Origin of the sequence: Modestobacter sp. VKM Ac-2979, from assembly GCF_026967995.1 — a bacterium.
Lineage (GTDB): Bacteria > Actinomycetota > Actinomycetes > Mycobacteriales > Geodermatophilaceae > Modestobacter.
Genome location: NZ_JAPVBO010000004.1, coordinates 258400 through 284503 on the forward strand (window position 1 = coordinate 258400; position 26104 = coordinate 284503).

The window sequence follows — 26104 nt, forward strand, 5'->3', positions numbered from 1 at the left end:
CCCCGCGACGCGCTCCGCGCGCCACGGGACCCTGAGACGAGGCCGAGCCGGGCCCCGGTACGCCACTGCGCGTGCCGGGGCCCGGCTGCGTTCTACTGAGGGCATGCCCGATCCCCGCCGTGCCGACCTCTTGATGCGGTACCAGCGCGCCCAGGCGCAGTTCACCGACCGGGTGGACGCCGTCGAGCCCGGCGAGTGGGACGCCCCCGCGCTGCCGGAGTGGAGCGTCGTGGACCTGGTGGCCCACCTGACCGGCGAGCAGCTGTGGGCCCCGCTGCTGCTGGCCGGGGAGTCGCCGGACGTCGTCGGTCCCCGGGTCCCGACCGACCCGGCCGAGCTGCTGGGCGAGGACCCGCTGTCGGCCTGGGAGTCCGCGGCCGACGCCGCGCTGACCGCCTGGGCCGCCGACGACGCGCTGTCCCGCACCGTGCGGCTGTCCTCCGGTCCGGCCCCGGCGAGCGACTACCTGATCGAGATGACCGTCGACCTCACCGTGCACGCCTGGGACCTCGCCCGGGCGGTCGACGGGGACACCGAACTGGACCCCGAACTCGTGGCCGAGGCGTTCCGCTACGCCGAGGAGCACCTCGGCGAGGACGGGGTGCCCGGGGTGTTCGACGCCCCGGTCGAGGTGCCGCCGGGCGCGGACCTGCAGACGCGCCTGCTGGCCCGGTTCGGCCGCCGGGCCTGACCGCCCTGCCGGACTCGCCGTCGGTGCGGACACCCGGGCCGGACGGGACACCCGCGGCCTAGGCTGCCGTCCCGACACAGCCGAGCCGGAGGTCCCACGATGAGCCAGCCACCCCAGGGCCCGCCCCCGTACGGCTCGGACGGGTCGTCGCCGTCGGGTGGCCGGCCGCCGCAGGGCGCTGGCTGGGGTCAGCAGCCGGGGCAGCCAGGCGGCTGGGGGCAGCCGGCGCCAGGACAGCCCGGTGGTGGCTGGGGTCAGCAGCCGGGGCCGCCCGGTGGTGGCTGGGGTCAGCAGCCGGGGCCGCCCGGCAGCTGGGGCCAGCCCGGGCCGGGGCAGCCGCCCGGCGGGTACGGCCCACCTCCCGGTCCCGGGGGATGGGGTGCGCCCCGCCCGCCCGGCTACGGTGACCAGCCCACCCAGGTGGGCGGGTTCGGCGGCCCCGGGTGGGGCGCCCCGGGCGGGTCGAGTGCCTCCGGTGGTGACGACGACCGCAAGAAGCGGACCACCGTCCTCGTGATCATCGCGGCGCTGCTGCTGCTCGTGGTCGTCGCGGTCGTCCTCACGCTCACCCTGATCGGGGACGACGAGGGCCCCGAGCCGACGGCCGCCGGGACCACCTCGTCGTCGTCGGCCTCCTCGTCCGCGCCGTCGTCCGCGTCGTCCGCGTCGCCGTCCGCCCCTCCGGCGCCGGCGCCGGAGGGCCTGCTGGCGCAACTGCCCAGCGACTTCACCGACTGCCAGGAGCGCGGACTCCGCGGCGACGGGGACCTCGCGGCGGCGGAGTGCGGGCCCGCGCTCACCCAGCCGGGCCCGGCCGGTGCGGTCTACCACCAGTACCCGGACGTGCCCACGCTGGACTCGGTCTTCGCCGCCGACGCCGTCGAGCTCGGGCTCAGCGAGTGGTCCGGGGACGACGACTGCTCGACCACCACCGGCTACGGCGAGTGGACCTACCCCGACGGCGTCACCGGTGGCCTGGTGGCCTGCGCCCTGCTGCCCGACGGCGACGCGGTGATCGTCTGGACCGACGACGAGTACCTGGTCGAGGGAGCGGTCCACGCCCCCGGGACGACGCAGGACGAGGTCGCCGACCTGTACGAGTGGTGGACGGTCAACAGCGACTTCACCGGCTGAGGCCGGCACCGTGCGAGCTCCCGGACCCGAGCCGCGCTCGGCGGAGGACGTCGACGAGGCCGTCTACGACGTGGTCGAGGCGATTCCGCCGGGGCGGGTGAGCACCTACGGCGCGATCGGGCGCCTGGTCGGGGTGGGACCGCGCCGGGTCGCCCGGGCGCTGTCCGCCGGTGGCGCGGCCGTGCCCTGGCACCGGGTGGTGCGCGCCGACGGGACGGCGGCCGAACCGGTCCGGGTGCGGCAGCTGGAGCTGCTGGCCGGGGAGGGCGTGCCGCTGCGCGGTGCCCGGGTCGACCTGGCCGCCGTGGGCTGGCCGGACGACGGCTGAGCCGGACTGCCTGAGCCGGACTGTCGTACCCCCGTGGTCTCATCGGGGTGTGCGGGGGGAGGCGGGCAGTCCAGCGGTGGTCACGGCCGAGTCGTCGGCGGGCGTCTCCGGACCGGTGTACCGGCTGGTGCAGTCGGAGCCGGAGCCGGTGGTCCGCCCGAAGCTCGACCCGACCCAGCAGGCGGTGGTCGACCACCGGGGCGGTCCGCTGCTGGTCCTGGCCGGCCCCGGCACCGGGAAGACGACCACGATCGTCGAGGCCGTCGCCGCGCGGATCGACGCCGGCGCCGACCCCGAGCGGCTGCTGGTCCTCACCTTCAGCCGCAAGGCCGCCGCCGAGCTGCGCACCCGGATCACCGCCCGGGTCGGGCGCACCATCCGGGAGCCGGTGGCCCGCACCTTCCACTCCTACGCCTTCGGGGTGCTGCGCCGGGCCGCGGTGCTGCGCGGTGAGCCCCCGCCGCGGTTGCTGACCTCCGCCGAGCAGGACGCCGTGCTGGCCGAGCTGCTGCGCGGGGACGCCGACGAGGAGGGCGCCGTCCGCTGGCCCGCCGACCTGGCCGCCGCGCTGGGCACCGACGGCTTCCGCGACGAGCTGCGCGAGCTGCTGCTGCGGGCCACCGAACGCGGGATCGACAGCCGGCGGCTGTCCGCCTGGGGTCGGGAGCGCGGGCTGCCGCACTGGGAGGCGGCCGCGGACTTCCTCCGGCAGTACCAGGACGTCTCCTGGTTCGCCACGGTCGCCCGCGGCGGGGCGTCCGGCTACGACCCGGCCGAGCTGGTCCGCACCGCCATCGACGAGCTGCACGACGACCCGGAGCTGCTGCGCACCGAGCGGGAGCGGGCGGGCTGGCTGTTCGTCGACGAGTACCAGGACACCGACCCGGCGCAGGTCGAGCTGGTCGAGCTGCTCGCCGGGGGCGGGGGTGACCTGGTCGTCGTCGGCGACCCCGACCAGGCGATCTACGCGTTCCGGGGCGCCGAGCCGCGCGGGATCATCGACTTCCCGAGCCGCTTCCGGCACCGCGACGGCCGGCCGGCCGACCGGCTCTCCCTGGGCGTCTGCCGCCGTTCGGGCACCGAGCTGCTCGCCGTCAGCCGGCGGGTCGCCGAGGGGCTGCCCGGGCCGTGGGAGCACCGCCGGCTGCAGGCGGGGGAGCACACCGCCCCCGGCGCGGCCGAGGTGCACGTCTTCGACTCCCCGTCCACCGAGGCCGCCTTCCTCGCCGACACCATGCGCCGCGCACACCTGTTGGACGGCGTGCCGTGGTCGCAGATGGCGGTGGTGGTCCGGTCGGCCGCCGCCGGCCTCGGCTCGGTCCGCCGGGCGCTGAGCCAGGCCGGGGTGCCGGTCGCCGTCTCGGCCGACGACGTCGCGCTCGCCGGTCAGCCCGCCGTCCAGCCGCTGCTGGCCGCGCTCACCGCACTGCTGCCGGCCGCTGCCGACACGGCTGCGGATGCCGAGCCGCCGGCGGAGACCGGGCTGGACGAGCCCGGCGCCGAGGCCCTGCTCGCCTCCCCGCTGGGTGGGGCGACGGTGCTGGACCTGCGGCGGTTGCGCCGGGCCGTCCGCCGCGAGCTGGCCACCCGGGGTGAGGACCCGACGGTCCGGGGGGCGCCGTTGGCGGCGGTGCTGGCCGACGCCACCCTGCTCGACGCCCTGCCCGAGCACCTGGCCCGGCCGGCGCTGCGGGTGGCCCGGGTGCTGTCGGCCGGCCGGCTCTCCCTGGCGGCCGACGGGAGCGCCGAGGACGTCCTGTGGGCGATGTGGCAGGCCAGCGGGCTGGCCAACCGGTGGGCGCGGGCCAGCGCGGCCGGGGGCCCCTCGGGTGCGGTGGCCGACCGTGACCTGGACGCCGTCGTCTCGCTGTTCGACGCCGCCGCCGGCTTCGTCGACCGGCTCCCGCACGCTCCCGTGGCCGCGTTCGTGCAGCACCTGGGTGCGCAGCAGTTGCCCGGGGACAGCGGCGCCGCGCGGGCACCGATGGGGGAGACGGTGCGGCTGCTCACCGCCCATGCGGCCAAGGGCCTGGAGTGGGACCTGGTCTGCGTCGCCGGGGTGCAGGAGGGGATCTGGCCCGACCTGCGCAGCCGGGTCAGCCTGCTCGGCGCCGAGGACCTGGTCGACGCCGCCGGTGGCACCGACCCGGCCACCCTGGACCGGCGCACCCAGGCGATGGCCGAGGAGCGGCGGCTGTTCTACGTGGCCTGCACCCGAGCGCGGCGCCGGCTGATGGTGACCGCCGTCGACGGTGCGCTGGACGGCGGTGACGCCGGGGCGACCGCCTCGCGCTTCCTGGACCTGGTGGTGCCGGCCCCGGCCGAGGGGGACGGCGCGCGCCCGCACACCCCGCTGCCCCGGCAGCTGACCCTGCCCGCACTCGTCGCCGAGCTGCGCCGGCACCTCACCGACCCGCACACGCCGCCGGCCCGCCGGAGCAGCGCCGCCGCCGTGCTGCGCCGGCTGGCCGAGGAGCGGGTGCCCGGGGCCGACCCGGCCGGCTGGTGGGGGCTGGCCCCGCTGTCGGACGACGCGCCGCTGGTCGACCCGGCCGAGGTGGTGCCGGTGCGGCCCTCGGCGATCGACACCTTCCAGCGGTGCCCGCTGCGCTGGGTGCTCGGCGCGGTCGGCGCGGAGGCGGCCCCGGAGGCCACCCGCACGGTCGGGTCCGCGGTGCACGACGTGGCCCAGCAGGTGGCCGAGGGACTGCCGCCCGCCGACGCCCCCGCCGTGCTGGACACCGAGCTCGACGGCCTGGACCTGGGGCCGGGCTGGTTCGACCAGCGCCAGCGCGACCGGGCCCAGGAGATGCTGACCAAGTTCCTGGCCTGGCACACCCGCGCCGACCGGGAGCTGATCGCCGCGGAGGAGGACTTCGACGTCACGGTCGGCCGGGCCCGGCTGCGCGGGCAGGTCGACCGGCTGGAACGCGACGCCGAGGGCCGGCTGGTCGTCGTGGACCTGAAGACCGGCAAGACCGCGCCCCGGGACGTGGCGGAGCACGGGCAGCTGGCGGCCTACCAGCTCGCCGTCACCGAGGGCGCCTTCGCCGAGCACGGCACCGCCACCGGCGGCGCGGCGCTGCTGCAGGTGGGCGGCGCGCAGAAGGCGGCCAAGGAGCACGTGCAGCCGCCGCTGCCCGTCGACGTCGACCCGCGGCAGAGCTGGGCGGGCGAGCTGATCGCCGAGGTCGGCGCGGGCATGGGAGCGGGGGAGTTCGTGGCACGCACCGACACCGACTGCGAGCGGTGTGCCTTCCGCCGCAGCTGCCCGATGCAGGAGTCCGGCCGGCAGGTGACCCGATGACGCCTTCTGCCGGTTCTTCCCGGCCCCGTCCCGGGTTCCCTCGCGAGCTCGCGAGCGGAGGGGAGGACGGGGTCCTTCAACAGCTCAGCTTCGACCTCCCCGGCATGGTGCCGGTCGTCGCGCCGGAGCCGCCGCGGCTGCTGACCCCGGCCGAGACCGCCGCTCGCAGCGGGGTCGGCCACTCGCCGTCGGCGGAGCAGGCCGGCGTGGTCGCCGCTCCCGTCGACCGGCCGCTGGTGGTGGTCGCCGGCGCCGGGTCGGGGAAGACCGAGACGATGGCCGCCCGGGTCGCCTGGCTGGTCGCCAACCAGCTCGTCGCGCCGGAGGCGGTGCTCGGCCTGACGTTCACCCGCAAGGCGGCCAGCGAGCTCAACGCCCGGGTGCGCAAGCGGCTGGCCGCGCTCGCCCAGCACCCGGACACCGACCCGGCGCTCCGGGAACGGCTCGCCGTGGCGGCACCGACGGTGGCGACCTACCACGGCTACGCGGCCAGCATCGTCGCCGAGCACGGGCTTCGGATCGGCGTCGAGCCCGGGTCCGGTGTGCTCGGGCCGGCCATGTGCTGGGGCCAGGCCGCGACCGCCGTGGCCGCGCACACCGGCGACATGAGCGACGTCGCCCTGGGCCTGGTCACCACCACCGAGGACGTGCTGCAGCTCGCCGCCGAGCTGGGGGAGCACGACATCACCCCCGACGCCCTGCGGGCCTGGACGGCGCGGTTCGAGTCCCAGCTGCGCGGCTACGCGGACGCCGGGCGGAAGAAGGGCCCGTACGCCGAGGTGCTCAAGCTGGTGGCCCGGCAGCGGGCCCGGGTCGCCCTGCTGCCGATGGTCGAGGCGTTCCAGGCGCGCAAGCGGGCGGCCGGGGCGATCGACTACGCCGACCAGGTGTCCCTGGCCGCCCGGGTCGCCGTCAGCTCCGCCGAGGTGGGCCGGCGGGAGCGTGCCCGGTGGCGGGTCGTGCTGCTCGACGAGTACCAGGACACCAGCGTCGGCCAGCTGCGGATGCTCGAGTCGCTCTTCGGCGGCCCGGGCGGGCACCCGGTGCTGGCCGTCGGTGACCCGCGGCAGTCCATCTACGGCTGGCGCGGCGCCTCGGCCGGGACGATCGAGCGGTTCGCCCGCACCTTCCCCGGCACCCCCGAGCGCCCGGCCGAGCGACTCACCCTGTCCACCAGTTGGCGCAACGACCAGGCGGTGCTGGCCGTGGCCAACACGGTGGCCGCCGCACTGCCCGAGCCCGAGCAGCCGCTGCCGGACCTCCAGCCCTCCCCGGTCGCCGGTCCGGGTGCGGTGCACTGCGGGCTGTACGACACGGTCGCCGAGGAGACCGAGGCGCTCGCCGACCGGCTCGAGCGGTGCTGGAAGGGCTCCGAGGACGCCGCACCGGGGGCTCCCGCTGCGCGGCCGACGATCGCCGTGCTCGCCCGGCGCCGCGCCCAGCTGCCCGGCATCGCCGCCGCGCTGCGGGCCCGCGGCCTGCCGGTCGAGGTGGTCGGGCTGGGCGGGCTGCTGGACGTGCCCGAGGTCTCCGACGTGGTGGCCACCCTGCGGGTGCTGGTCGACCCGAGCGCCGGCGACGCGCTGGGCCGGCTGCTCACCGGCGCCCGCTGGCGGATCGGGCCGCGCGACCTGGCGGCGCTGGAGGCGCGGTCCCGGGCGCTGGTGCGGGAGCGCCGCACGCCGTCTCCCGAGCCGGTCGAGGACGGCACCCCGCCGGCGGCCGGCGCCCCGGCGAGCCCGGTCCTGCCGCGGGAGCGCGGGAGCATCGTCGAGGCGCTCGACGACCTCGGCCGCCCCGACGCGTACTCGCCCGAGGGGCACCGGCGGCTCCGGCGGCTGGCCAACGAGCTGTCCGGGCTGCGCTCCCGGCTGGGTGAGTCGCTGCCCGACCTGGTCGACGAGGTGGTCCGCAGCCTCGGCCTGGAGACCGAGCTGGCCAGCCACCCGGACGTGACCCCCGGCGGCGCCCGCACGCACCTGGACGCACTGCACGAGGTCGCCGCCGAGTTCTCCGAACTCGCCGAGCTGCCCTCGCTGCCGGCCTTCCTCGGCTACCTCGCCGACGCCGAGGTGCGGGAGCGGGGCCTGGAGCCCGGCGAGGTGGCCGTCAACCCGGAGGCGGTCCAGCTGCTCACCGGGCACTCGGCGAAGGGCCTGGAGTGGGACGTCGTCGCGGTGCCCGGGATGACCGTGGGGCAGTTCCCCGCCAAGGGCGACGCCTCGGACTCCTGGATCCGCGATCCCGGCGCGGTCCCGGTCGACCTGCGGGCCACCGACCGCGCCGAGCTGCCGCGGCTGCACCTGCCGGTCCCCGGTTCCGGTGACCAGGCCGTGGTCCGCGACGCCCTGGCCGACTACGTCGAGGAGTGGAAGGACTTCGGGCTGGCCGAGGAGATCCGGCTCGGCTACGTGGCGGTGACCCGGGCCAAGCACCTGCTGCTGTGCTCGGGCAGCTGGTGGCGCGACGGCAAGACCGTCTGCGGGCCGTCGTCCCTGCTGCTGGCGGTCAAGGGCGCCTGCGAGGACGGCTCCGGTGTCGTCGACGCGTGGGCCGAGCCCCCGGCGGACGACGCGGAGAACCCCGCCCTGGCCGAGTGGCCGGTGGGCGTGTGGCCGACCGACCCGTTGTCGACCGGCCGCCGCCGCTCGCTCACCGCCGCTGCCGACCTGGTCGCCGGCACCGAGCCGCACCCGCTGACCACCGAGGCGCTCGGCGCGACCGACGACCCGCTGGTCGCCGAGTGGCTGCGGGACGCCGACCTGCTGCTGCGCGAGCGGGCCGAGCACTTCCGCGGCACCGTCGACGTCCCGCTGCCCGCCCACCTGTCGGTCTCCGCGCTGGTCGCGCTGCGCCGCGACCCCGGTGAGCTGGCCCGCCGGCTGCGCCGGCCGATGCCGGCCGCGCCGGCACCGCTGGCCCGGCGGGGCACCGCCTTCCACGCCTGGCTGGAGGAGCGCTTCGGTGCTGCCCGGCTGATCGACCTGGACGAGCTGCCCGGCAGCGGTGACGCCGGCGCGGCCCCCGATGCCGCGCTCACCGCGCTGCAGGAGGCCTTCCTGGCCGGGGAGTGGGCCGACCGCCAGCCGGTGGACGTCGAGGCGCCGTTCGAGACACCGCTGGGGCCACTCACCCTGCGCGGCCGGATCGACGCCGTCTACGCCACCCCCGACGGGGGCTTCGAGGTCATCGACTGGAAGACCGGCCCCGTGCCGGGGGCCGCCGAGCTCGCTGCCGCCGGCGTCCAGCTGGCCGCCTACCGGCTCGGCTGGTCCCGGCTGACCGGCGTGCCGGTGGAGCGGGTCAGCGCCGGGTTCCACCACGTCGCCGCCGGGGTCACGCTGCGCCCGGTCGACCTGCTCGACGAGGACGGCCTGCTCGCTCTGGTCACCGGGCGCCCGGCCGGCTGAGGGGCCGTGCGGCTCGGTGCCTCACCTGCGGTCGGCCTCGCCCTCCGGGCCGGGATCCCGCTCGTCGCGGACGGTCGACGGTGCCAGCGGTGCGCCGGACAGGTGCGCGGCCTGGGCGATCTTGTAGCCCGCGATGGGCACGGTGAACAGCTGCAGCGCGATGGCGACCAGCAGGGTCACCACCGCCGACACCCCCGGCGCGAGCACGACCACGCCGAACAGCACGCACACCAGCCCGAGGCTCGCTGCCTTGGTGGCTGCGTTGGCCCGGTTGTAGACGTCCGGCAGCCGCACCAGGCCGACCCCCGCCGCACCGATCAGCAGGACGCCGACGATCGCCAGGCCCTGGCCCAGCACGCTCTGCAGGGTCATCGGGACCGCTCCGCGACCAGCCGCGCGAAGGCCACCGTGGAGAGGAAGCCGACCAGCGTCGCGACGAGGACCAGGTCCAGCAGCGCCGGTGTGCGCAGCCGCACGGCCAGCACGGCGATGCCGGCGACGACGACCACGAAGCCGTAGTCGACGGCCAGGGCCCGGTCGGCGTCGGTGGGTCCGGTCCACAGCCGCCAGGTGGCGACCAGCAGGCACAGGGCCAGCACGACGAGCGCTCCGTCCAGCACGAACACCGCTCAGCTCCGGCGGTCGTCGTCGGGGGCCCGGTCCTCGGGCTGCTCGGTCACCGGCCGCCAGGCAGTCAGCATCTGGTCCTCCAGGTCGCTCAGTTCGGCGCGGAACGCGTCCGGGTCCCCGGCGTGCATCCCGTGCACGGTCAGCAGCCGCCGTTCCCGGTCCAGTTCGATCGGCAGCGTGCCGGGGGTCAGCGCGATCAGGCTCATGAACGACGCCACCTCGAACGGTGTCCGGCTGCGCACCGGGATGACCACCACGGCCGGCGCCACCTGGAGCCCGGGGGTCAGGACCTCCCGGGCGACCGCGAGGTTCGCGCGCAGGAACCGGAGGAGGAACTGCCCGGCGAAGGCGGTGACCCGCCAGGCACGCAGGGCACCGCGCTGCAGCAGCGAGGCCGGACCGGCCCCGGGGTCGGCGCTCATCGCCCGGTCACCGCCGCCACGTAGGCAGCGGGGTCGGCCAGCTCGGCACCGGCCACGGTGCTGAGCGAGAGCAGCGGCTCGGCCCAGAGCCCGAGCACGACGGCGGCCGCAGCCAGGAACAGCGGCGGGGCGAGCACCAGCGGCCGCACCCGGTTCCCGAGGGCGCTGGCCACGGGCGAGGCACCGCCGTCCGCGGCGGCCGAGGCCTCGCCGGGCTCGGCGTCCCCGTCCGCGCCGGGCTGCTCGGCGGGCGGTTCCCAGAAGACGCCGTTCCACAGCTTCACCATCGACAGCAGGGTCAGCAGGCTCACCCCGACGACGAGGGCCACGGCCAGGTGCTGCCCCGCCGTGGCGGCCGCCGAGGCCAACCCGAGCTTGGCGACGAACCCGGACAGCGGTGGGATGCCCGCCAGCGTGAGCGCGGAGACCGCGAAGACGCCGGCCAGCAGCGGTTCCCGCCGGGCCAGGCCGCCGAGCCGGTCGAGGTCGCCGGTGCCGTAGCGGTGCTCCACCACCCCGGCGCACATCAGCAGGGCCGTCTTGACCAGCACGTACTGGACCAGGAAGAACACCGTGGCGCTCAGCCCGGCGGCCGTGGACAGGGCCAGCCCGACGAAGACGTAGCCGATCTGGCTCACCATGTGGAAGGTGAGGACCGGCCGCATCGCGTGCTCGCCGACCGCGCCCAGCACGCCGACCACCATGGTCAGCAGGGCGACGGCCATGATCACCCAGAGATACCGCGGTGCGCCCCCGTAGACGACCGAGTACAGCCGGATGACCGCGTAGACGCCGACCTTGGTGAGCAACCCCGAGAAGAGCGCGGCGACCGCGGGGCCGGTCCGTGAGTAGGTCTGCGGCAGCCAGCCGTGCAGCGGGACGACCGCCGACTTCACGCCCAGCGCGAGCAGCACGACCGCCGCGGCGAACCCGACGGCCGGCGACGACTCGGCGGCCCCGGCCAGCTCACCCAGGTTCACCGTGCCCGCGACGCCGTAGACGAGACCGACCCCGGCGAGCAGGACGGTGGAGGCCATCAGGCTGATGCTCACGTAGAGCCGGGCGGCGGCCAGCCGCTCGGCCCCGCCGCCCGCCGCGAACAGCAGGTAGCTCGGCACGAGCATGACCTCGATGAAGACGAACAGGTTGAACAGGTCCGCGGTGAGCACGGCGCCGGAGACCCCGGCCAGCAGGACCAGCACGAGCGGGACGAAGGCCGGGTCCTCGTCCTCACCGAGGGCCGCGGCGAAGGGCAGCGAGACCAGCACCAGCAGTGAGGTGACCGCCAGCATCACCGCGCTGAAGGTGTCCGCGGCGAGGACGATCGCGATGCCCGGCTGCCAGCCGCCCAGCTGGAGCACGGGCACCGCACCGTCCGACGTCGCGGCCAGCAGGAACCCCGCGAAGACCAGCACCCCGCCGGCGGCCGCCGGCCCGACCACCCGGTCGAGCCGGGTGGTGTGCGGCCACCGGTGGTGCACGAGCGCCAGCAGTCCGGCCAAGAGCAGCGGCCCGGCCACGGGCAGGACGAGGAGCCCGCCGGTCACGACGGCCCACCCTCGGTGCGCTGGTCGGAGGCCTCGCCGTCCCGGTCCGCGTCCTCCCCGGGGAACGGCTCCCCGGTCGTCGCACCCGGGTCGCCCGCCCGGGCCAGGGCGAGCATGTACACGGTGATCCCGAAGGTGATGACCACCGCGGTCAGCACGAAGGCCTGGGGCAGCGGGTCGGCGGCTCCGTCGGCCTCGGCCTCTCCGAGCAGCGGGACGCCGCGTCGCTGCATGCCACCGGCGGAGACCAGCAGGACGTTCACCGCGTGCCCGAGCAGCACGAAGCCCAGGACGACGCGGAGCAGCCCCCGGCGCAGCAGCAGGAAGACCCCGGAGGCCACCAGGAGGCCCACCACGAGCGCGGCGGTCACGGCGCCCGCTCCGGGACCCGGTCGGTGACCAGGGGACGGGCGGCCGAGGAGCTGGTGCCCGGCGGGCCCGGCCCGTCGTCGTCATCGGTGAGGTCCGGGTGCTCGAGCCGCGTGACGGCGGCCGCGAGGAGGCCCAGCACCAGCAGGTAGACGCCGAGGTCGAACAGGAACGTGGAGCCGATCCCGAGGGCGTGCAGCAGCGGGAGCTCGACCGGGGTCAGGAACGCCTCGCCCTGCACGGTGGGCAGTGCCCCGATGGCCACGGTGAGCACCAGGCCGGCGCCGGCGAGCCGGTCCGGCCGGATCAGCCGGCCCAGCAGCGTGTCCGGCCCGGAGGTCAGCTGGCTCAGTGCGATCGCGGCCCCGGCGACCAGGGCGGCGATGAAGCCACCGCCGGGCTCGTCGTGCCCCCGCCAGAGCAGGAAGGCCGAGAGCGCGAACATGCCCGGCACCAGCACCCGGCTGCTGACCTCGAGCACGGCGTCCCGCCGGTGGCCGGCCGGGGTCCCCGGCGCGGGGGTGCGGCTCCGCTCGGAGCGGCCGAGGACCAGGGCCGTGCCCAGCGCGGTCGTGCCCAGCACCACGGCCTCGCCGAGGGTGTCCAGGCCCCGGTAGTCGACCAGGATCGTGTTGACGACGTTGGTGCCGCCGGTCTGTTCCTCCGTGGAGGTCAGGAAGTGCTCCCCGACCGCGGAGAGCTCCCGGCGACCGGTGAACGCCAGGGTGGCCAGCGCCGCGGCCACGCCGGCGCCCAGCGCGAGCGCCGCGGCCGGGACGGCCTCGCGCCGCGGGGTGCGCACGAGCCGGCCCGGCACGTCCCGCAGCACCAGGACCGCCACCACTGCCGTCATCACCTCCACGAGCATCAGGGTGAGCGCGACGTCGGGCGCACCGGCGAGCAGGAACCACGTCGCCACGAGCAGGCCGGTGACGCCGACCAGGCCCACCGCCGCCATGGTCGAGCCGGTCAGCACCGCGGCGAGCACCACCACGGTCAGCAGCGCAGCGACCACCCAGTCGAGGGGGCGGTCGGTGTCGGCGCGGCCGGGCAGTCCGCCCACGAGCACGGTCCCCACGACCCCCAGCGCGACCAACGCCACCAACGGGCGGCTGAGGTGGGCGGCAGGGGAGGAGGTGCGTTCCGGACCGCCCACCACGTGCCCGAGCGCGATCACCCCGTCGTGCGCCCGGTCGAACAGCCGCCCGGCGTCGGGGAGGCGGAGGCGCTGCAGGGACCGGTCGACCGGGGCGCGGAAGGCGAACAGGACCAGGCCGAGCACGATCGTCAGCGCGGACATGGCCAGCTCCGGGCTGAGCCCGTGCCAGAAGTACACCTCCGGGGGGTCCCCGGCCGGGGCGACGTCGCGGGCGGCCGAGACGATCATCGGGCTCAGTACGCTGACCGCGGGACCGAGCACCAGGCCGAGCCCCGCGGCGACAGCCCCGGGCAGCAGGAAGGCGGCCGGGGGCTCGGAGACGTCGGCGTGCTGTTCGGAGCCACCGAAGCCGCCGTGCACGATCCGGGCGGCGTAGGCGAACGTCAGCACCGAGGCCGTGACGCCGAGGCCCAGGGCCACCGGGCCGGCCCACGGGGCGCCCTCGGCCTCGAGCAGCCCCATGAACAGGTACTCCTTGCTCACGAAGCCGAGCATCGGGATCACCCCGGCCAGCGAGAGGGCGGCCAGCACCGTCGTCGCCGCGGTGACCGGCATGGCCCGCCACATGCCGGAGAGCTCCCGGATGTCGCGGGTCCCGGTCTCCTCGTCGACGATCCCGGCGAGCATGAACAGGGTCGCCTTGAACAGCGCGTGGGCGAAGGTGTGCAGGACGGCGGCCGCCAGTGCCTCCGGAGTCCCGACGCCGATGACCGCGACCAGCAGGCCGAGCTGGCTCACCGTCGAGTAGGCGAGGATCCCCTTCAGGTCGTTCTCGCGCAGGGCCAGGAACGCCCCGGTCACCGCCGTCAGCAGGCCGACGCCGATCAGCGCCGTGGACCACGCGGCTTCGTCGGCGAACAGCGGCGAGAAGCGCAGCAGCAGGTAGATGCCGGCCTTGACCATCGTCGCCGAGTGCAGGTAGGCGCTCACCGGCGTCATGGCCACCATCGCGCCGGGCAGCCAGAAGTGGAAGGGCAGCTGCGCGGACTTCGTGCCCGCCGCCAGGACGAGGAGCCCCCCGATCGGCCAGGCCAGCCCGGACTCCAGCACCCGGTCGGGCTCGGCGAGGATCGTCGCCAGGTCCGTCGTCCCGGCGGCGACCGTGAGCAGCACCACCGCGGCGAGCAGCGCCAACCCGCCGGCCGCGGTGACCAGCAGGGCCTGCCGGGCCGGGCGGGCAGCGGCGGCCCCCGCGGTGGAGATCAGGAAGAAGGAGCAGACCGTGGTCAGCTCCCAGAAGACGTACAGCAGCACCACGTCGGCGGCCAGGACGAGACCGAGCATGCTGGTCGCGAAGAGGGTCAGCAGCAGGTAGACGGTCCCGTGCGGCTCCTCGTCGCCGAGGTAGCCGGGGCAGTACGCCATGACCAGGGCGCCGACGCCCAGCACGATGAGGCAGAAGACGCCGGCGACCCCGTCCAGCCGCAGCGAGAGCGAGACGCCCAGCGACGGCAGCCACTCCCACGACGCGGTCTCGGTCTCACCGGCCCACACCCGCGGGGCGGCCGAGGCGAGCAGCGCCGCGACCGCCAGGTAGCCGGCCGCCAGCGGGTACCCGGTCCGCCGGCCGAGGCGCCGGGCCAGCAGCGGCGCGGCCACGGCGAGCGCGAGCATGCCCAGCAGGGCGAGGGCGAGGAGCACCGGTCAGTCGTCACCCGGGCAGGTGGCCGCCGCCCGGTCGGGGCAGCGCGGCGGCACGGTCACGGCGTCGCGTCTACCCCTGCTCGCTCCGTGCCAACCCGCTGTCTGTCGCCCGGCCGGCCGCCGTCCCTCGGGCGATCCGGTCCAGCACCGCCCGGGCGAGGTCCTCGGGTGCCTGCTCCGGGACCCAGTGGGTGACCCCGGGCAGCTCCACGAAGCGGTAGTCGCCGGTGACCTGGTCCGCGCACGCCTCCGCGGCGATCCGGCCCACCGCCACGTCGCCGTCGCTCCACACGTACGTCGTCGGCACCTCCACCGGGTCGACCCGGGTGGCCGAGCTCATCGCCCGGTACCAGTTCAGCGCCGCGGTCAGCGCGCCCGGCGCGGACAGCTGCCGCACGTAGACGTCGACCGCCTCGGGAGGCACGCCCGGGGCGTCGAGCATCCGCCGCAGTCGTCGGGCGTCGTCGTCGAGCAGCACCTCCTCGGCCTTGCCGGCCTGCCAGAAGAGCTTGATGTAGGCCGACCGCTCCTTCTGTTCCGGATCGGCACGGAAGGCCAGCGTGTAGGCCGTCGGGTGCGGCACCGAGACGGCGGTCAGGGTGCGGACCCGGTCGGGGTGCCAGCCGGCCAGGCCCCAGGCCACGTTCGCGCCCCAGTCGTGCCCGACGACGTCGGCGACCGGCACGTCCAGGGCGGTCATCAGGTCCGCGGTCACCTGCACCAGGTTGGTCAGCGCGTAGGCGTCCACCTCCCCGGGACGGGCGCCGGGGGAGTAGCCCAGCTGGTCGGGTGCGTAGGTGCGCAGCCCTGCCTGGGCCAGCAGCGGGGTCACCGCCGACCAGCTCAGCGACGTCTCCGGGAAGCCGTGCAGCAACAGCACCGGCGGACCGTCCTCCGGCCCGTCCGTCCGGACGTCGAAGGTCAGGTCGCCCACGTCCACCTGCAGCATCCCCACGGCCATGCAGGCAACCTAGCCCGGCACCTGGCCGGTTGCGTCGGCACGGCGGGATACCGTCCACGGCGTGAGCAGCTCCGCCGAACGCGACTTCGTCACCGCCCACCTCGACGACCTGCACGCCGACCTCGACGCCTGGTTGCGGATCCCGTCGATCTCGGCCGACCCGGCACACGCCGGCGACGTGGCCGCCAGTGCCGAGTGGCTGGCGGAGGCGCTGCGCCGCACCGGGTTCCCGACCGTGGAGATCTGGCCGACCGAGGGCGCTCCGGCCGTCTTCGCCGAGTGGCCCTCGGCGGACGCCGGTGCGCCGGTCGCGCTGGTCTACGGGCACCACGACGTCCAGCCGGTCGACCCGCTGGAGCTCTGGGAGCGGCCGCCGTTCGAGCCCACCCGGGTCGAGGGCCCCGACGGCCCCGAGCTGCACGCCCGCGGCGCCATCGACGACAAGGGCAACGTCGCCTTCCACCTGCTCGGCATGCGCGCCCACCTGGCCGCCACCGGCCGGGACACCCCCGCCGTCACGGTGAAGCTGCTCATCGAGGGCGAGGAGGAGTCCGGGTCGCCGTACTTCGCCGACCTGTTGCGCGCCCACACCGACCGGCTGGCCTGCGACGTCGTCGTGGTCAGTGACACCGGCATGGCCGCCCCCGACGTCCCCAGCGCCGTCACCGCCATGCGCGGGCTGGCCGACGCCGAGATCACCCTCCGCGGACCCGCCGTCGACCTGCACTCCGGCTCCTTCGGTGGCGCCGTGCCCAACCCGCTGCACGCCATGGCCGAGCTGCTGGCCGCGCTGCACGACGAGTCGGGGCGGGTCACCCTGCCCGGCTTCTACGACAAGGTGCGGCCGCTCACCGACCGCGAGCGCGAGCTGATGGCCCGGGTGCCGTTCGACGAGCAGGCGTGGCTGGCCGGCCCGGCCGCCTCCCGCGTGGCCACCGGCGAGGCGGGCTTCAGCACCCTGGAGCGGATCGGCGCCCGCCCGACCGCCGAGGTCAACGGCATGTGGGGTGGCTACACCGGCCCCGGCCACAAGACCATCGTCCCGGCCGAGGCGCACGCCAAGGTGACCTTCCGGCTCGTCGCCGACCAGGTGCCCGCCGACCTGGGCGAGCAGGTCCGCACCTGGGTGCAGGCGAACACCCCGGCGGGCATCGAGGCCGACGTGCACGTCCCGCCGGGCGGCGTCGCCCCGTGCCGCAGCGACATCGACCACCCGGCCATGGACGCGCTGCTGCGCTCCATCGGGCAGGCGTTCGACACCGACGCCGACCAGGTGCTGTTCACCCGCGAGGGCGGCAGCGGCCCGGAGGCCGACCTGGCCGGCATCCTCGGCGCCCCGCTGCTGTTCCTCGGCGCCGGCCTGCCCACCGACCGGATCCACTCGCCGAACGAGCGGGTGCTGCTGCCGATGCTGTACCGCGGCGCCGAGGCCGCCGCCCACCTGTGGCGCGAGCTCGCCACCGTCCCGTTCCCGGCGCGCTGAGCACGAGGGGGGAGCGCCGACGATGAGCGGGCCGGGCCCCGAGGTGGCCGGGCAGCCGACCGGTCAGGGCAGCGCGCCCCCGGCCGGCTGGTACCCCGACCCGGACGGCGCCCCGGGGCTGGTCCGCTGGTGGAACGGACTGACCTGGTCCGACGTCACCACCCCGGCCGGCCCGGGGGTCACCGTCGGACGGCCGTTCGAGGCCCCGCCGGCGCAGGTCCCGCCGTCGTCCTGGGACTCCTGGGGGAGCCCCGAGCCGGCCCGGCCGCGCCGCAACCCGCTGCTGCTCGGGCTGGGTGGGTTCCTGCTCGTGCTCGTGCTGGTGCTGGCCGGGCTGCTGATCGGGAGCTCCGGGACCGATCCGGAGCCGGACGACGAGGCACCGATGGCCGCAGCTGCCCCTGCGCCCGGCCGGGAGTTCCCTCCCGGGACGGTGCGGATCATCGACGAGGCCGCCGGCATCTCCTACCCCTTCCTCGGTGCCGGCTGGTTCGAGTGGGACCGGGGCGTGCAGCTGGAGATGGCCGCGGTCGCCGGCCAGTACTTCGTCACCCAGGACGACCTGCCCGGCGAGAGCGGGGTCTTCATCGCCCAGTGCACCTCGGGGCCGCTCGCCCCCTTCTACGGGTGGGCCGGCCCCGACACCCTGCAGTCCACGGCCACCGCCGTGGCCGACTCGGTGCGCGCCCGCTACTACCCGGAGCCCAACGAGCGCGAGATCCGCCGCGACGAGGCGGTGACCGTCGACGGGGCGGCGGCCTGGGTCGTCGAGTTCGACCTCACCTGGGACGCCGAGGGCTACGACGCCAGCGGCGAGCGGGCCGCCCTGCTGCTGATCGACGTCGGCCGGCCCGCGCCTGCCCTGCTCTACCTGTCCGTACCGAACACGCACGCCGAGCTGTACGGGGTCATCGACCGGGTGCTCGCCGACGTCGACGTGCTGTGACCTCGCGGTCCTCCGGGTCGCACCGCGGCCGGCGGCCCTGCTCCGGTCGCGCTGAGCCGTCCCCGGGTCTCCGGCGCGGCTGACCCTGTGGTGCTGACCTGCGATGCCATGCGCATGGCGCTGGCCGTGGGGCGCTGGCCGTGGGGCGCTGGCCGTGTGGCGCTGGCCGTGTGTGGTGCCTGGCGCGCTCGTGCTCTGGCTGCACTGATGCACCAGAGCACAAGTCTCCGCAGGTCGACCCGCCCCGGACCGTGGGCTGCCGCGGCGCACGGCCACGGGCCGCTACGCCGGCTCGAGGTCGGCGGCCCCACCAGGTGGGGCGGTAGCCCGGCCGGGGTGGCTCGGCCGTCCCCGTCTGCGGCGTGTCGTCCGGCGCGGTTAGGGTCGGTGGCGTGACAGCAGCTGGGCCCGACCTGACCCTGCGGCACCCGGTGGAGCGGTTCACGCTCGACAACGGGCTGCGGGTCGTCCTCGCGCCGGACCGGAGTGTCCCCGTCGTCGCCGTGAGCGTCTTCTACGACGTCGGCATGCGATCCGAGCCGCCGGGCCGCACCGGCTTCGCGCACCTCTTCGAGCACATGATGTTCCAGGGCTCGGCGAACGTGCCGAAGATGGAGCACGCCCGCCTCGTCCAGGCCGCCGGCGGCACGTTCAACGGGTCGACCCACCAGGACTACACGAACTACTTCCAGGCCCTGCCCGCCGAGGCGCTGGAGCGGGCGATCTTCCTGGAGGCCGACCGGATGGCGGCCCCGGCGATCACCGAGGAGAACCTCAGCAACCAGATCGACGTGGTCAAGGAGGAGATCCGGGTCAACGTGCTGAACCGGCCCTACGGCGCGTTCCCCTGGCTGCAGCTGCCGGAGATCGCGTTCGAGAGCTTCGCCAACACGCACGACGGCTACGGCTCCTTCGTCGACCTCGAGTCCTCCACCGTCGACGACGCCACGGACTTCTTCTCCCGCTACTACGCCCCGTCCAACGCGGTGCTCTGCATCGGCGGCGACCTGGACCCGGCCGAGACCGAGGTGCTGGTCCGCCGCTGGTTCGACCCGGTCCCCGCCCGCCCGGCCCCGCCGGCCCCGGTCGTCGGCGAGCCCTCGCCCACCACGGTCCGCCGCGGTGTGGTCGAGGACCGCCTGGCGCCTGCGCCGGCCGTGGCGATCGGCTGGCGGGTGCCCGACCCGGTCGGTGACCTGGACACCTATCTGGGCACCGTGCTGCTGGCCGAGCTGCTCAGCGAGGGCGATGCCTCCCGGCTCGAGCGCCGGCTGCTGCACACCGACCGGCTCGCGGTGGCGCAGAGCACCTACCTCGGCCTCTTCGGTGACCCCTTCGACGTCCGTGACGCCACGCTGCTGGTCAGCCAGGTCCACCACCCGGCCGACGTCCCGGTCGACCGGGTGCTCACCGCGGTGCACGAGGAGGTCGACAAGGTCGCCACCGACGGCGTCCCCGCCGACGAGCTGGCCCGGGTGACCGCGCGCACCGAGGCGCAGCTGCTCCAACAGGCCGACTCCGTGCTCGGCCGCACCCTCGGGTTCGCCTCCGCCGAGCTCATCCACGGCCGGGCCGAGCTGGCCGGCGAGCTCGCCGCCCGGCTGGCCGCGGTCACGCCCGACCAGGTGCAGGCGGCGGCCCGCGGGCTCTCGCCGGACACCGCCGCCGTCCTCGAACTGCGCGCGACCGGAGGAGCAGCCCGATGAGTGCACCCGTGCTGGACTTCTCGTTGATCCCGCCGCTGCGCGAACCGCGGCCCGCCGTGGCGCCGGAGGTGCACCAGACCACGCTGCCCAACGGGCTGCGGCTGGTCGTCGTCCCGCGGCCGGGTGTGCCGCTGGTCGAGCTGCGCCTGCGCGTCCCCTTCGCCGCCTCCGCGCCCCGGGCGGCGGCCACGCACGCGGCCCGCACCGCGCTGCTGGCCAGCGCCGTGCTGCTGGGCACCGCCCGGCACGACCAGCTGGAGATCGCCCAGCTGCTGCAGACGCACGGTGGCGAGCTGTCGGTCTCGGCGGACGCCGACCGGCTGCTGTTCTCCACCACGATGCTCCCCGACGGGCTCGGCGCCGTCCTGGACGTCCTCGCCGAGCTGCTCACCGCGCCGACCTACCCGGCGGGCCCGGTCGACGCCGAGCGGGCCCGGGTGGGGGAGCGCATCCTCATCGCCCGGTCCCAGCCCGGTGTCATCGCCCGGTCGGCGCTGGCCGCCCGCCGGTTCGGTGCCCACCCGTACGCCCAGCAGCTGCCCGCGGCCGAGCTGGTCGCGGCGGTCACCCCGGCGGCGCTGCGCAAGCTGCACCGGGAGCGGGTCCTGCCCGCCGGCAGCACGCTCGTGCTGGTCGGCGACGTCGATCCCGCAGCGGCGGTCGACGTCGTCGGCACCGCCCTGGCCAACTGGGTCGCCGAGGGCAAGGCGGTCGCGGCCGCGCCGGTGCCCACGCTCGCCCCCGGCCCCCTGGAGCTGGTGCACCGGGCCGGCGCGGTGCAGTCCAACGTCCGGCTGGGCGGGCCGGCGCCGGGCCGCACCGACCCGCAGCTGCCCGCGCTCCGGCTGGCCAGCATGGTCTTCGGTGGCTACTTCTCCTCCCGGCTGGTGGAGAACATCCGCGAGCGCCGGGGCTACACCTACAGCCCGCGCAGCTCGGTCGAGCACCTGATGGCCGGCTCCTCGTTCACCGTGGAGGCCGACGTCGCCACCGGTGTCACCGGCCCCGCCCTGCTCGAGACCGTGTACGAGCTGGGCCGGATGGCGCTGACGCCGGTCACCGAGGCCGAGCTCGACTCCGCCCGCCGCTACCTGCTGGGCACGCTGGCCCTCGGGACGGCGACGCACGCCGGGCTCGCCAGCACGCTCTCGGCGCTCTTCGGTGCCGGCCTGTCCGCCGACTGGCTCGCCGACCACCAGCAGGCGCTGGCCGCGGTGACCGTCGAGGAGGTCACCGAGGCCTCCCGGCGGTGGCTGTCGCCGGCCGGGCTGACCGCGGTCGTCGTCGGGGACGCCGAGGAGGTCGCCGACCAGCTGCGCGTGCTCGGCCCGATCGAGGTCACCGCCCCGTCCGTTGAGCCGGTGCCCGAGTCGCTCGCGTGAGCGTCCCACCCGGCGGCAGCACCCCGGCCGACAACCCGCCGCCGCCGGCCCGCGGTGACTGGCCGGAGGACCGGCACGCCGGCGCCGTCACCGAGCTCCCGCTGCTGTCCCGCGCCGCCCACGACCGGGGCCACCTGGCCCGGTCGCTGCCCGACCCGGCGCAGGGCCGCCCCGTCCGCGTGCTGCGCGTCGACGAGCGGCGCACGGCGCCGGTGCACGAGGGGCCGGCCGGCCCGGAGCTCGTCTACGAGGAGCAGCCCGCCTGGCCGGAGGGTGCCATCTACCTCGGTGAGGCCGACGGGGTCGTGTACGGCGCGCTCCGGACCCCGCGCTCACTGACCGTGGCCGGCCGGCCGGTCGACTCCTGGGCCGGCCTGCGCGAGGTCGGTGGCGCACTCGGTGACCTGGACGCGGGCCTGCTGGTCCAGGCGGTGGGCATCATCGAGTGGCACGAGCGCAACCGGTTCTCCCCGATCACGGGAGCGGCGACCACGATCGAGCGCGCGGGCTGGGTGCAGCGCGACCCCGACAGCGGCCGCGAGGTGTTCCCGCGCACCGACCCCGCGGTGATCATGCTGGTGCACGACGGGGGCGACCGGTGCGTGCTGGGCCGGCAGGCGGTCTGGCCGGCGGGCCGGTTCTCGATCCTGGCCGGTTTCGTCGAGCCGGGCGAGTCCGCCGAGGCCGCCGTCGCCCGTGAGGTCGCCGAGGAGGTCGGCATCGCGGTCACCGACGTCCGCTACGTCTCCAGCCAGCCGTGGCCGTTCCCGCAGTCGCTGATGCTCGGTTTCGTCGCCCGCGCGACGAGTGAGGAGCTGCGCATCGACCACGACGAGATCGAAGAGGCCCGGTGGTTCAGCCGGGAGGAGCTGCGCTCGGGCACCGGCCCGCAGGCGCTGCCCCCGACGGTCTCCATCGCCCGGCACATCATCGACCGCTGGGTGGCCGGCGAGCTCTAGGAGGCGCCCCTCGCGAGCTCGCGGCGGGCGCCGGGCAGCGGGGTCGTCAGCTCCAGCGCCCCTGCAGGACCAGGGCCGGCCGGTCGGCGTGGTCGGCCAGGACCACTGCGTCGGCCAGCGCCATCGGGTCCACCTCGTCGTCGTAGCGGTCGAAGGCCGGCAGCTCCCAGGCCCGGTCGGCGGGCGCCCGCCGCCGTCGGGCGGCCGGGCTGACCCGCAGGTGGACGACGACGTCGAACGCCAGCCCCAGCCCCTGCAACAGCGAGCCCGGCACGAGCAGCACCCCACCGGCGGGGGCGGGGCGGTACTCCGCCCGCGCGGCCCGGTCCCGTTCGAGGTCCCACAGCGCGGGCAGGTGCTCCCCGGTGCCCCGCGGGCCGCACCGGTCCAGCACCTCACGGGCCAGGGCGGCGGCGTCCAGCCAGTCGCTGTACCGGGCGTCGGGGTCGGTGCGACCGTGCTCCAGTCGCAGCGAGGCGGGTCGGTAGAAGCCCTCGGCCGGGACCACGACCGCCGGCCGGCTCAACGTGGGCAGCCGCTCGGCCACGGCATCGGCCAGCACCTGCGGACCGGTCGTCCCCGGCGCGCCGGGCAGCTCCGGTCCGTCGACGGCGACCCGGAGCGAGGTGGCGCCGGACTCGGGCGGCAGCCCCGACAGCAACTCGGCCAGCCGGTCGGCCAGCGCGTCGGGGGAGAGCGGGAGCGGAGCGGTCAGCTGGGGGCCCCGGAGACGGCGTCGCGCGCGGGGAGGGCCTCGAGCACCTCCGCGGCGAGTTCCGCGGCCGGCCGGCCCTGGGACCTGGCCTGCCCACGCAGCTGCTCGAACGCCTCCCGGGGGCTGGTGCCGTGCCGCTCGGCCAGGACGCCGATCGCCCGCTCGATCGAGACCCGGGCGGCCAACGCGTGCTCCAGCTGGGAGACGGTGCGGCGCAGCGCGGCCATCTCCTCGTCCCGCGGGTCGCCGCACGCGCCCGCACCGCTCGCGGCAGGGGCCGGTGGACCGGCCGTCCGGGCCGCCCGCCGCGCCTGGCGGTCCGGCTCCGGCGTGGTGCCCAGTTCGCCGGCCACGAGATCGGCCAGGGTCATCGCCTCGACCAGCGCCAGCCCGTCGACCATCTCGCCCCAGCCGCCGCCGGAGTCGCCGACCGGCCCCTCCGGCGCGCCCCCGAGGGGGTGCAGGGGGCTGAGCACCGACCAGCCGCGCCTCGTGCGGACCACGACGGCGGCAGGCCCTCCGGACGGGCTCAGCAGGACGTCGGTCGGCAGCGCGACCGCCACCGGCCGGCTCCCGGGCAGCGACGGCCCGGTCATCGGCTCCATCTCGGCCTCTCTCGGTGCCGGGGCCCGGTCGGCGGGAGACGAGCCGCAGCTCCCGGGCGGACGATCATCGCTCCCGGGGGCCACGGACCAGCGATCACGCGCCGGGCAGCTGCGCGAGCTGGGCCTTCACCTGGTCGATGCTGGGGTTGGTGAGCGCCGAGCCGTCGGCGAAGACCAGGGTCGGGACGGTGCGGTTGCCCCCGTTGGCCTGCATGACGATGTCGGCAGCGCCCTCCTCGACCTCGATGTTGACCTCGGCGTAGTCGATCCCGTCGCGGTCCATCAGCTTCTTCAGGCGCATGCAGTAGCCACACCAGTTGGTGGTGTACATCGTGACCGCGGCCGTCGGAGTGCTCATCGGGTGGATCCTCCCTCGTGTGTCCCCCGGGAGGCCACCCGGGGAGGGTGGCCCCGTGCCCCGGGGCCTGCCGCTGGCGGAACGCACCGGGCCTGGGGATCCTTCCCCCCGGCCGTCGGAGGCGGCTGGGAGGATCGGGTCGTGGCGATGCAGCGGATCGAGGACGAGCGGAGCACCGCCGAGGGGCCGACCGGGCCGGAGGCCGTGCTCGCGGGCCTGGACGAGCAGCAGCGGGCAGCGGCCGAGGCGGTGCGCGGGCCGGTGTGCATCCTCGCCGGCGCCGGGACGGGCAAGACCCGCACCATCACCCACCGGATCGCCTATGGCGTCCACCTGGGTGAGTACGTCCCGGAACAGGTGCTGGCGGTCACCTTCACCGCCCGGGCGGCCGGCGAGCTGCGCGGCCGGCTGTCGGCCCTGGGCGTGGGCGGTGTCCAGGCCCGCACCTTCCACGCCGCGGCGATGCGCCAGCTGCGGTACTTCGCGCCGCGCGTGCTCGGCGGGCCCATGCCCGAGCTGATCGAGAACAAGCTGCGCGTCGTCGCCGGTGCGGCGACCAGGGCGCGGTTGACCACCGACCGCACCAGCCTGCGTGACCTGGCCAGTGAGATCGAGTGGGCGAAGACGACGCTGGCCACCCCGGAGGACTACCCGGTCCGGGCCGCGGCCGCCGCCCGCGACCTGCCGTTCGACGCCGCCGCCGTCGCCGAGGTGTACCGCGGGTACGAGGCGGCCAAGCAGCGCGACGGCGCCCTCGACTTCGAGGACCTGCTGCTGGTCACCGCCTACGCGATCGAGGAGCACCGCGACGTCGCCCGCGAGGTGCGCGCCCAGTACCGGCACTTCGTCGTCGACGAGTACCAGGACGTCAACCCGCTGCAGCAGCGGCTGCTGGACGCCTGGCTCGGCGGTCGCGCCGAGGTCTGCGTGGTGGGCGACCCCAACCAGACGATCTACTCCTTCACCGGCGCCGACCCGGAGTACCTGCTGGGGTTCGCCGACCGCTACGGCGACGCCGAGGTGGTCAAGCTCGAGCGCGACTACCGGTCCACGCCGCAGGTCGTCGGGCTGGCCAACAAGCTGATCGGCCAGGCGCCGCCCCGCAAGGGGCTGCCCGGGCTGCGGCTGCTGGGCCAGCGGGCCGAGGGGCCGGCTCCCCGGTTCGTCGAGCACCCCGACGAGCCGGCCGAGGCCGCCGCGGTCGCGCGCGCCTGCCGCGAGCTGGTCGACGGTGGGCTGCCGGCCAGCGAGATCGCGGTGCTCTTCCGGATCAACGCCCAGTCGCAGGTGTACGAGTCCGCACTGGCCGACCTCGGGGTGCCCTACGTGCTCAAGGGCGGCGAGCGGTTCTTCGAGCGGCCGGAGATCCGTGAGGCGGTGCTGCTGCTGCGCGGGGCCGCGGCCGGTGGGAACGACCCCGGCGCCCTGGTGCCCGCCGTCCGGGACGTGCTGGCCTCCACCGGCTGGGTGGAGCACCGGCCACCTCCCGGTGGCACCGCGCGGGACCGCTGGCAGTCCCTGGCCGCGCTGGTCGACCTCGCCGTCGACCTGGTGGCCGAGCAGCCCACGCTGGACCTGGCCGGCTTCGTGGCGCACCTCGCCGAGCGGGCCAACGCACAGCACGCCCCCACCGTGCAGGGGGTGACGCTGGCCTCGATGCACGCGGCCAAGGGCCTGGAGTGGGACGCCGTGTTCGTCGTCGGGCTGGTCGACGGCGTGCTCCCGATCGCCCAGTCGCAGTCCCGCCCCGAGGCGGTGGAGGAGGAGCGCCGGCTGCTCTACGTCGCGGTCACCCGGGCCCGCGAGCAGCTCACGTTGTCCTGGTCGCTGGCCCGCAACCCCGGTGGCCGCCGATCCCGGCCGCGCAGCCGGTTCCTCGACGGCCTGACGCCGGACGCGGCTGCCACGCCGCGCCGTCCGGCCAAGCGGCCGAAGGTCGTCCTCGAGGGCGAGGCGGGGGAGTTGTTCGAGAGGCTGCGGGCCTGGCGCAGCACCGCCGCCGAGGCCGCATCCGTGCCGGCGTACGTCGTCTTCACCGACGCCACGCTCCAGGCGATCGCCGAGACGCGTCCCACCACGGCGCGCGAGCTGTCCGCGCTGCCGGGTGTGGGAGCCCGCAAGCTCGATCTCTACGGCGCCGAGGTGATCGCCACCGTCGAGGGCCGACACGGCCCCGACCAGGGCGAACACACGTCCTGAGGAATCTCGGTTAATTCGATTGACCCGTCTCCGGCAGCTCCCCTAGCCTTCGTTCCACCACCTGGGAGTGATCCAGGACGCACCACCGCACCAGCAGCAGCGCACCACCCCGCAGCAGACCGCAGCGAGACCGGCCGAGAGGCCGGACT

The 26104-nt window shown here is 76.0% G+C and carries 21 protein-coding genes; 11 read left to right on the forward strand and 10 right to left on the reverse strand.

Annotation, left to right across the window (positions count from 1 at the left end):
- Nucleotides 1–103: 103 nt before the first annotated feature.
- The 5 genes from O2W15_RS13315 (at nt 104) to O2W15_RS13335 (ending at nt 8870) form a co-directional block, all read left to right on the forward strand.
- Entirely contained in the window at nt 104–691 is a 588-nt protein-coding gene (locus O2W15_RS13315; RefSeq protein ID WP_269179759.1) for a TIGR03086 family metal-binding protein, read from the forward strand.
- 420 nt (nt 692–1111) lie between these two features.
- Nucleotides 1112–1825, forward strand: coding sequence for a hypothetical protein (locus tag O2W15_RS13320; RefSeq protein ID WP_269179760.1), 714 nt, complete (start codon nt 1112–1114; stop codon nt 1823–1825).
- A gap of 10 nt (nt 1826–1835) precedes the next feature.
- The gene (locus tag O2W15_RS13325; protein ID WP_269179761.1) at nt 1836–2153 is read left to right on the forward strand and encodes an MGMT family protein; all 318 of its coding nucleotides are present in this window, start codon (nt 1836–1838) and stop codon (nt 2151–2153) included.
- Nucleotides 2154–2229: 76 nt separating this feature from the next.
- Nucleotides 2230–5460 carry an ATP-dependent helicase gene (locus tag O2W15_RS13330; RefSeq protein ID WP_269179762.1) on the forward strand — a complete coding sequence of 1077 codons (3231 nt, stop codon included), beginning with the start codon at nt 2230–2232 and terminating at the stop codon, nt 5458–5460.
- Nucleotides 5461–5564: 104 nt separating this feature from the next.
- The gene (locus O2W15_RS13335) at nt 5565–8870 is read left to right on the forward strand and encodes an ATP-dependent helicase (protein ID WP_269179763.1); all 3306 of its coding nucleotides are present in this window, start codon (nt 5565–5567) and stop codon (nt 8868–8870) included.
- Between the two features lie 21 nt (nt 8871–8891).
- On the opposite strand, the gene mnhG is transcribed toward O2W15_RS13335, so the two are convergent.
- From mnhG to O2W15_RS13370, 7 genes are all read right to left on the reverse strand, one after another.
- Nucleotides 8892–9242 carry a monovalent cation/H(+) antiporter subunit G gene (mnhG, locus tag O2W15_RS13340; protein ID WP_269179764.1) on the reverse strand — a complete coding sequence of 117 codons (351 nt, stop codon included), beginning with the start codon at nt 9240–9242 and terminating at the stop codon, nt 8892–8894.
- Nucleotides 9239–9496 (reverse strand): monovalent cation/H+ antiporter complex subunit F, encoded by a 258-nt coding sequence (locus O2W15_RS13345; protein ID WP_269164606.1) that lies wholly within the window; start codon nt 9494–9496, stop codon nt 9239–9241. Before O2W15_RS13345 ends, mnhG begins: the two co-directional genes overlap by 4 nt.
- 3 nt (nt 9497–9499) lie before the next feature.
- The gene (locus O2W15_RS13350; RefSeq protein ID WP_269164607.1) at nt 9500–9922 is read right to left on the reverse strand and encodes a Na+/H+ antiporter subunit E; all 423 of its coding nucleotides are present in this window, start codon (nt 9920–9922) and stop codon (nt 9500–9502) included.
- Nucleotides 9919–11469: a monovalent cation/H+ antiporter subunit D family protein gene (locus tag O2W15_RS13355; RefSeq protein WP_269179765.1), complete on the reverse strand. Its 1551-nt coding sequence runs from the start codon at nt 11467–11469 to the stop codon at nt 9919–9921. Before O2W15_RS13355 ends, O2W15_RS13350 begins: the two co-directional genes overlap by 4 nt.
- A complete protein-coding gene (locus O2W15_RS13360; protein ID WP_269164609.1) occupies nt 11466–11840 on the reverse strand; it encodes a sodium:proton antiporter in 375 nt (124 codons plus the stop codon). The genes O2W15_RS13355 and O2W15_RS13360 overlap by 4 nt, the downstream gene beginning before the upstream one ends.
- Nucleotides 11837–14638, reverse strand: coding sequence for a hydrogen gas-evolving membrane-bound hydrogenase subunit E (mbhE, locus tag O2W15_RS13365; RefSeq protein ID WP_269179766.1), 2802 nt, complete (start codon nt 14636–14638; stop codon nt 11837–11839). The genes O2W15_RS13360 and mbhE overlap by 4 nt, the downstream gene beginning before the upstream one ends.
- 73 nt (nt 14639–14711) lie before the next feature.
- Nucleotides 14712–15602: an alpha/beta fold hydrolase gene (locus O2W15_RS13370; RefSeq protein WP_269179767.1), complete on the reverse strand. Its 891-nt coding sequence runs from the start codon at nt 15600–15602 to the stop codon at nt 14712–14714.
- Nucleotides 15603–15663: 61 nt separating this feature from the next.
- On the opposite strand from O2W15_RS13370, the gene O2W15_RS13375 reads away from it, so the two are divergent.
- From O2W15_RS13375 to nudC, 5 genes are all read left to right on the forward strand, one after another.
- Nucleotides 15664–17085 (forward strand): M20/M25/M40 family metallo-hydrolase, encoded by a 1422-nt coding sequence (locus tag O2W15_RS13375; protein WP_269179768.1) that lies wholly within the window; start codon nt 15664–15666, stop codon nt 17083–17085.
- Nucleotides 17086–17107: 22 nt separating this feature from the next.
- A complete protein-coding gene (locus O2W15_RS13380; RefSeq protein ID WP_269179769.1) occupies nt 17108–18031 on the forward strand; it encodes a DUF2510 domain-containing protein in 924 nt (307 codons plus the stop codon).
- A 392-nt stretch (nt 18032–18423) separates the two neighbouring features.
- Nucleotides 18424–19737 (forward strand): M16 family metallopeptidase, encoded by a 1314-nt coding sequence (locus O2W15_RS13385; protein ID WP_269179770.1) that lies wholly within the window; start codon nt 18424–18426, stop codon nt 19735–19737.
- On the forward strand, nt 19734–21119 hold the full coding sequence (locus tag O2W15_RS13390; RefSeq protein WP_269179771.1) for a M16 family metallopeptidase: 1386 nt from the start codon (nt 19734–19736) through the stop codon (nt 21117–21119). The genes O2W15_RS13385 and O2W15_RS13390 overlap by 4 nt, the downstream gene beginning before the upstream one ends.
- Nucleotides 21116–22078, forward strand: coding sequence for an NAD(+) diphosphatase (nudC, locus tag O2W15_RS13395; protein WP_269179772.1), 963 nt, complete (start codon nt 21116–21118; stop codon nt 22076–22078). Before O2W15_RS13390 ends, nudC begins: the two co-directional genes overlap by 4 nt.
- 46 nt (nt 22079–22124) lie before the next feature.
- Here the strand turns inward: nudC and O2W15_RS13400 are convergent, their stop codons facing one another.
- The 3 genes from O2W15_RS13400 to O2W15_RS13410 all read right to left on the reverse strand — a co-directional run bounded on the left by O2W15_RS13400 (nt 22125) and on the right by O2W15_RS13410 (nt 23756).
- Nucleotides 22125–22739 carry a uridine kinase gene (locus tag O2W15_RS13400; protein WP_269179773.1) on the reverse strand — a complete coding sequence of 205 codons (615 nt, stop codon included), beginning with the start codon at nt 22737–22739 and terminating at the stop codon, nt 22125–22127.
- A gap of 50 nt (nt 22740–22789) precedes the next feature.
- Nucleotides 22790–23389, reverse strand: coding sequence for an ANTAR domain-containing response regulator (locus O2W15_RS13405; protein ID WP_269179774.1), 600 nt, complete (start codon nt 23387–23389; stop codon nt 22790–22792).
- A 103-nt stretch (nt 23390–23492) separates the two neighbouring features.
- Nucleotides 23493–23756: a mycoredoxin gene (locus tag O2W15_RS13410; protein WP_036340330.1), complete on the reverse strand. Its 264-nt coding sequence runs from the start codon at nt 23754–23756 to the stop codon at nt 23493–23495.
- 147 nt (nt 23757–23903) lie between these two features.
- On the opposite strand from O2W15_RS13410, the gene O2W15_RS13415 reads away from it, so the two are divergent.
- The gene (locus tag O2W15_RS13415; protein ID WP_269179940.1) at nt 23904–25955 is read left to right on the forward strand and encodes an ATP-dependent DNA helicase UvrD2; all 2052 of its coding nucleotides are present in this window, start codon (nt 23904–23906) and stop codon (nt 25953–25955) included.
- Nucleotides 25956–26104 lie beyond the last annotated feature (149 nt).

Excerpts from the sequence above, each read along its gene's own strand:
- O2W15_RS13390 (WP_269179771.1), top strand. The coding sequence starts at position 19,734 with ATGAGTGCACCCGTGCTGGACTTCTCGTTGATCCCGCCGCTGCGCGAA.
- O2W15_RS13380 (WP_269179769.1), top strand. The coding sequence starts at position 17,108 with ATGAGCGGGCCGGGCCCCGAGGTGGCCGGGCAGCCGACCGGTCAGGGC.
- mnhG (WP_269179764.1), bottom strand. The coding sequence starts at position 9,242 with ATGACCCTGCAGAGCGTGCTGGGCCAGGGCCTGGCGATCGTCGGCGTC.
- O2W15_RS13405 (WP_269179774.1), bottom strand. The coding sequence starts at position 23,389 with ATGACCGGGCCGTCGCTGCCCGGGAGCCGGCCGGTGGCGGTCGCGCTG.
- O2W15_RS13370 (WP_269179767.1), bottom strand. The coding sequence starts at position 15,602 with ATGGCCGTGGGGATGCTGCAGGTGGACGTGGGCGACCTGACCTTCGAC.
- O2W15_RS13335 (WP_269179763.1), top strand. The coding sequence starts at position 5,565 with ATGGTGCCGGTCGTCGCGCCGGAGCCGCCGCGGCTGCTGACCCCGGCC.
- O2W15_RS13410 (WP_036340330.1), bottom strand. The coding sequence starts at position 23,756 with ATGAGCACTCCGACGGCCGCGGTCACGATGTACACCACCAACTGGTGT.
- O2W15_RS13415 (WP_269179940.1), top strand. The coding sequence starts at position 23,904 with ATGCAGCGGATCGAGGACGAGCGGAGCACCGCCGAGGGGCCGACCGGG.
- O2W15_RS13315 (WP_269179759.1), top strand. The coding sequence starts at position 104 with ATGCCCGATCCCCGCCGTGCCGACCTCTTGATGCGGTACCAGCGCGCC.
- O2W15_RS13350 (WP_269164607.1), bottom strand. The coding sequence starts at position 9,922 with ATGAGCGCCGACCCCGGGGCCGGTCCGGCCTCGCTGCTGCAGCGCGGT.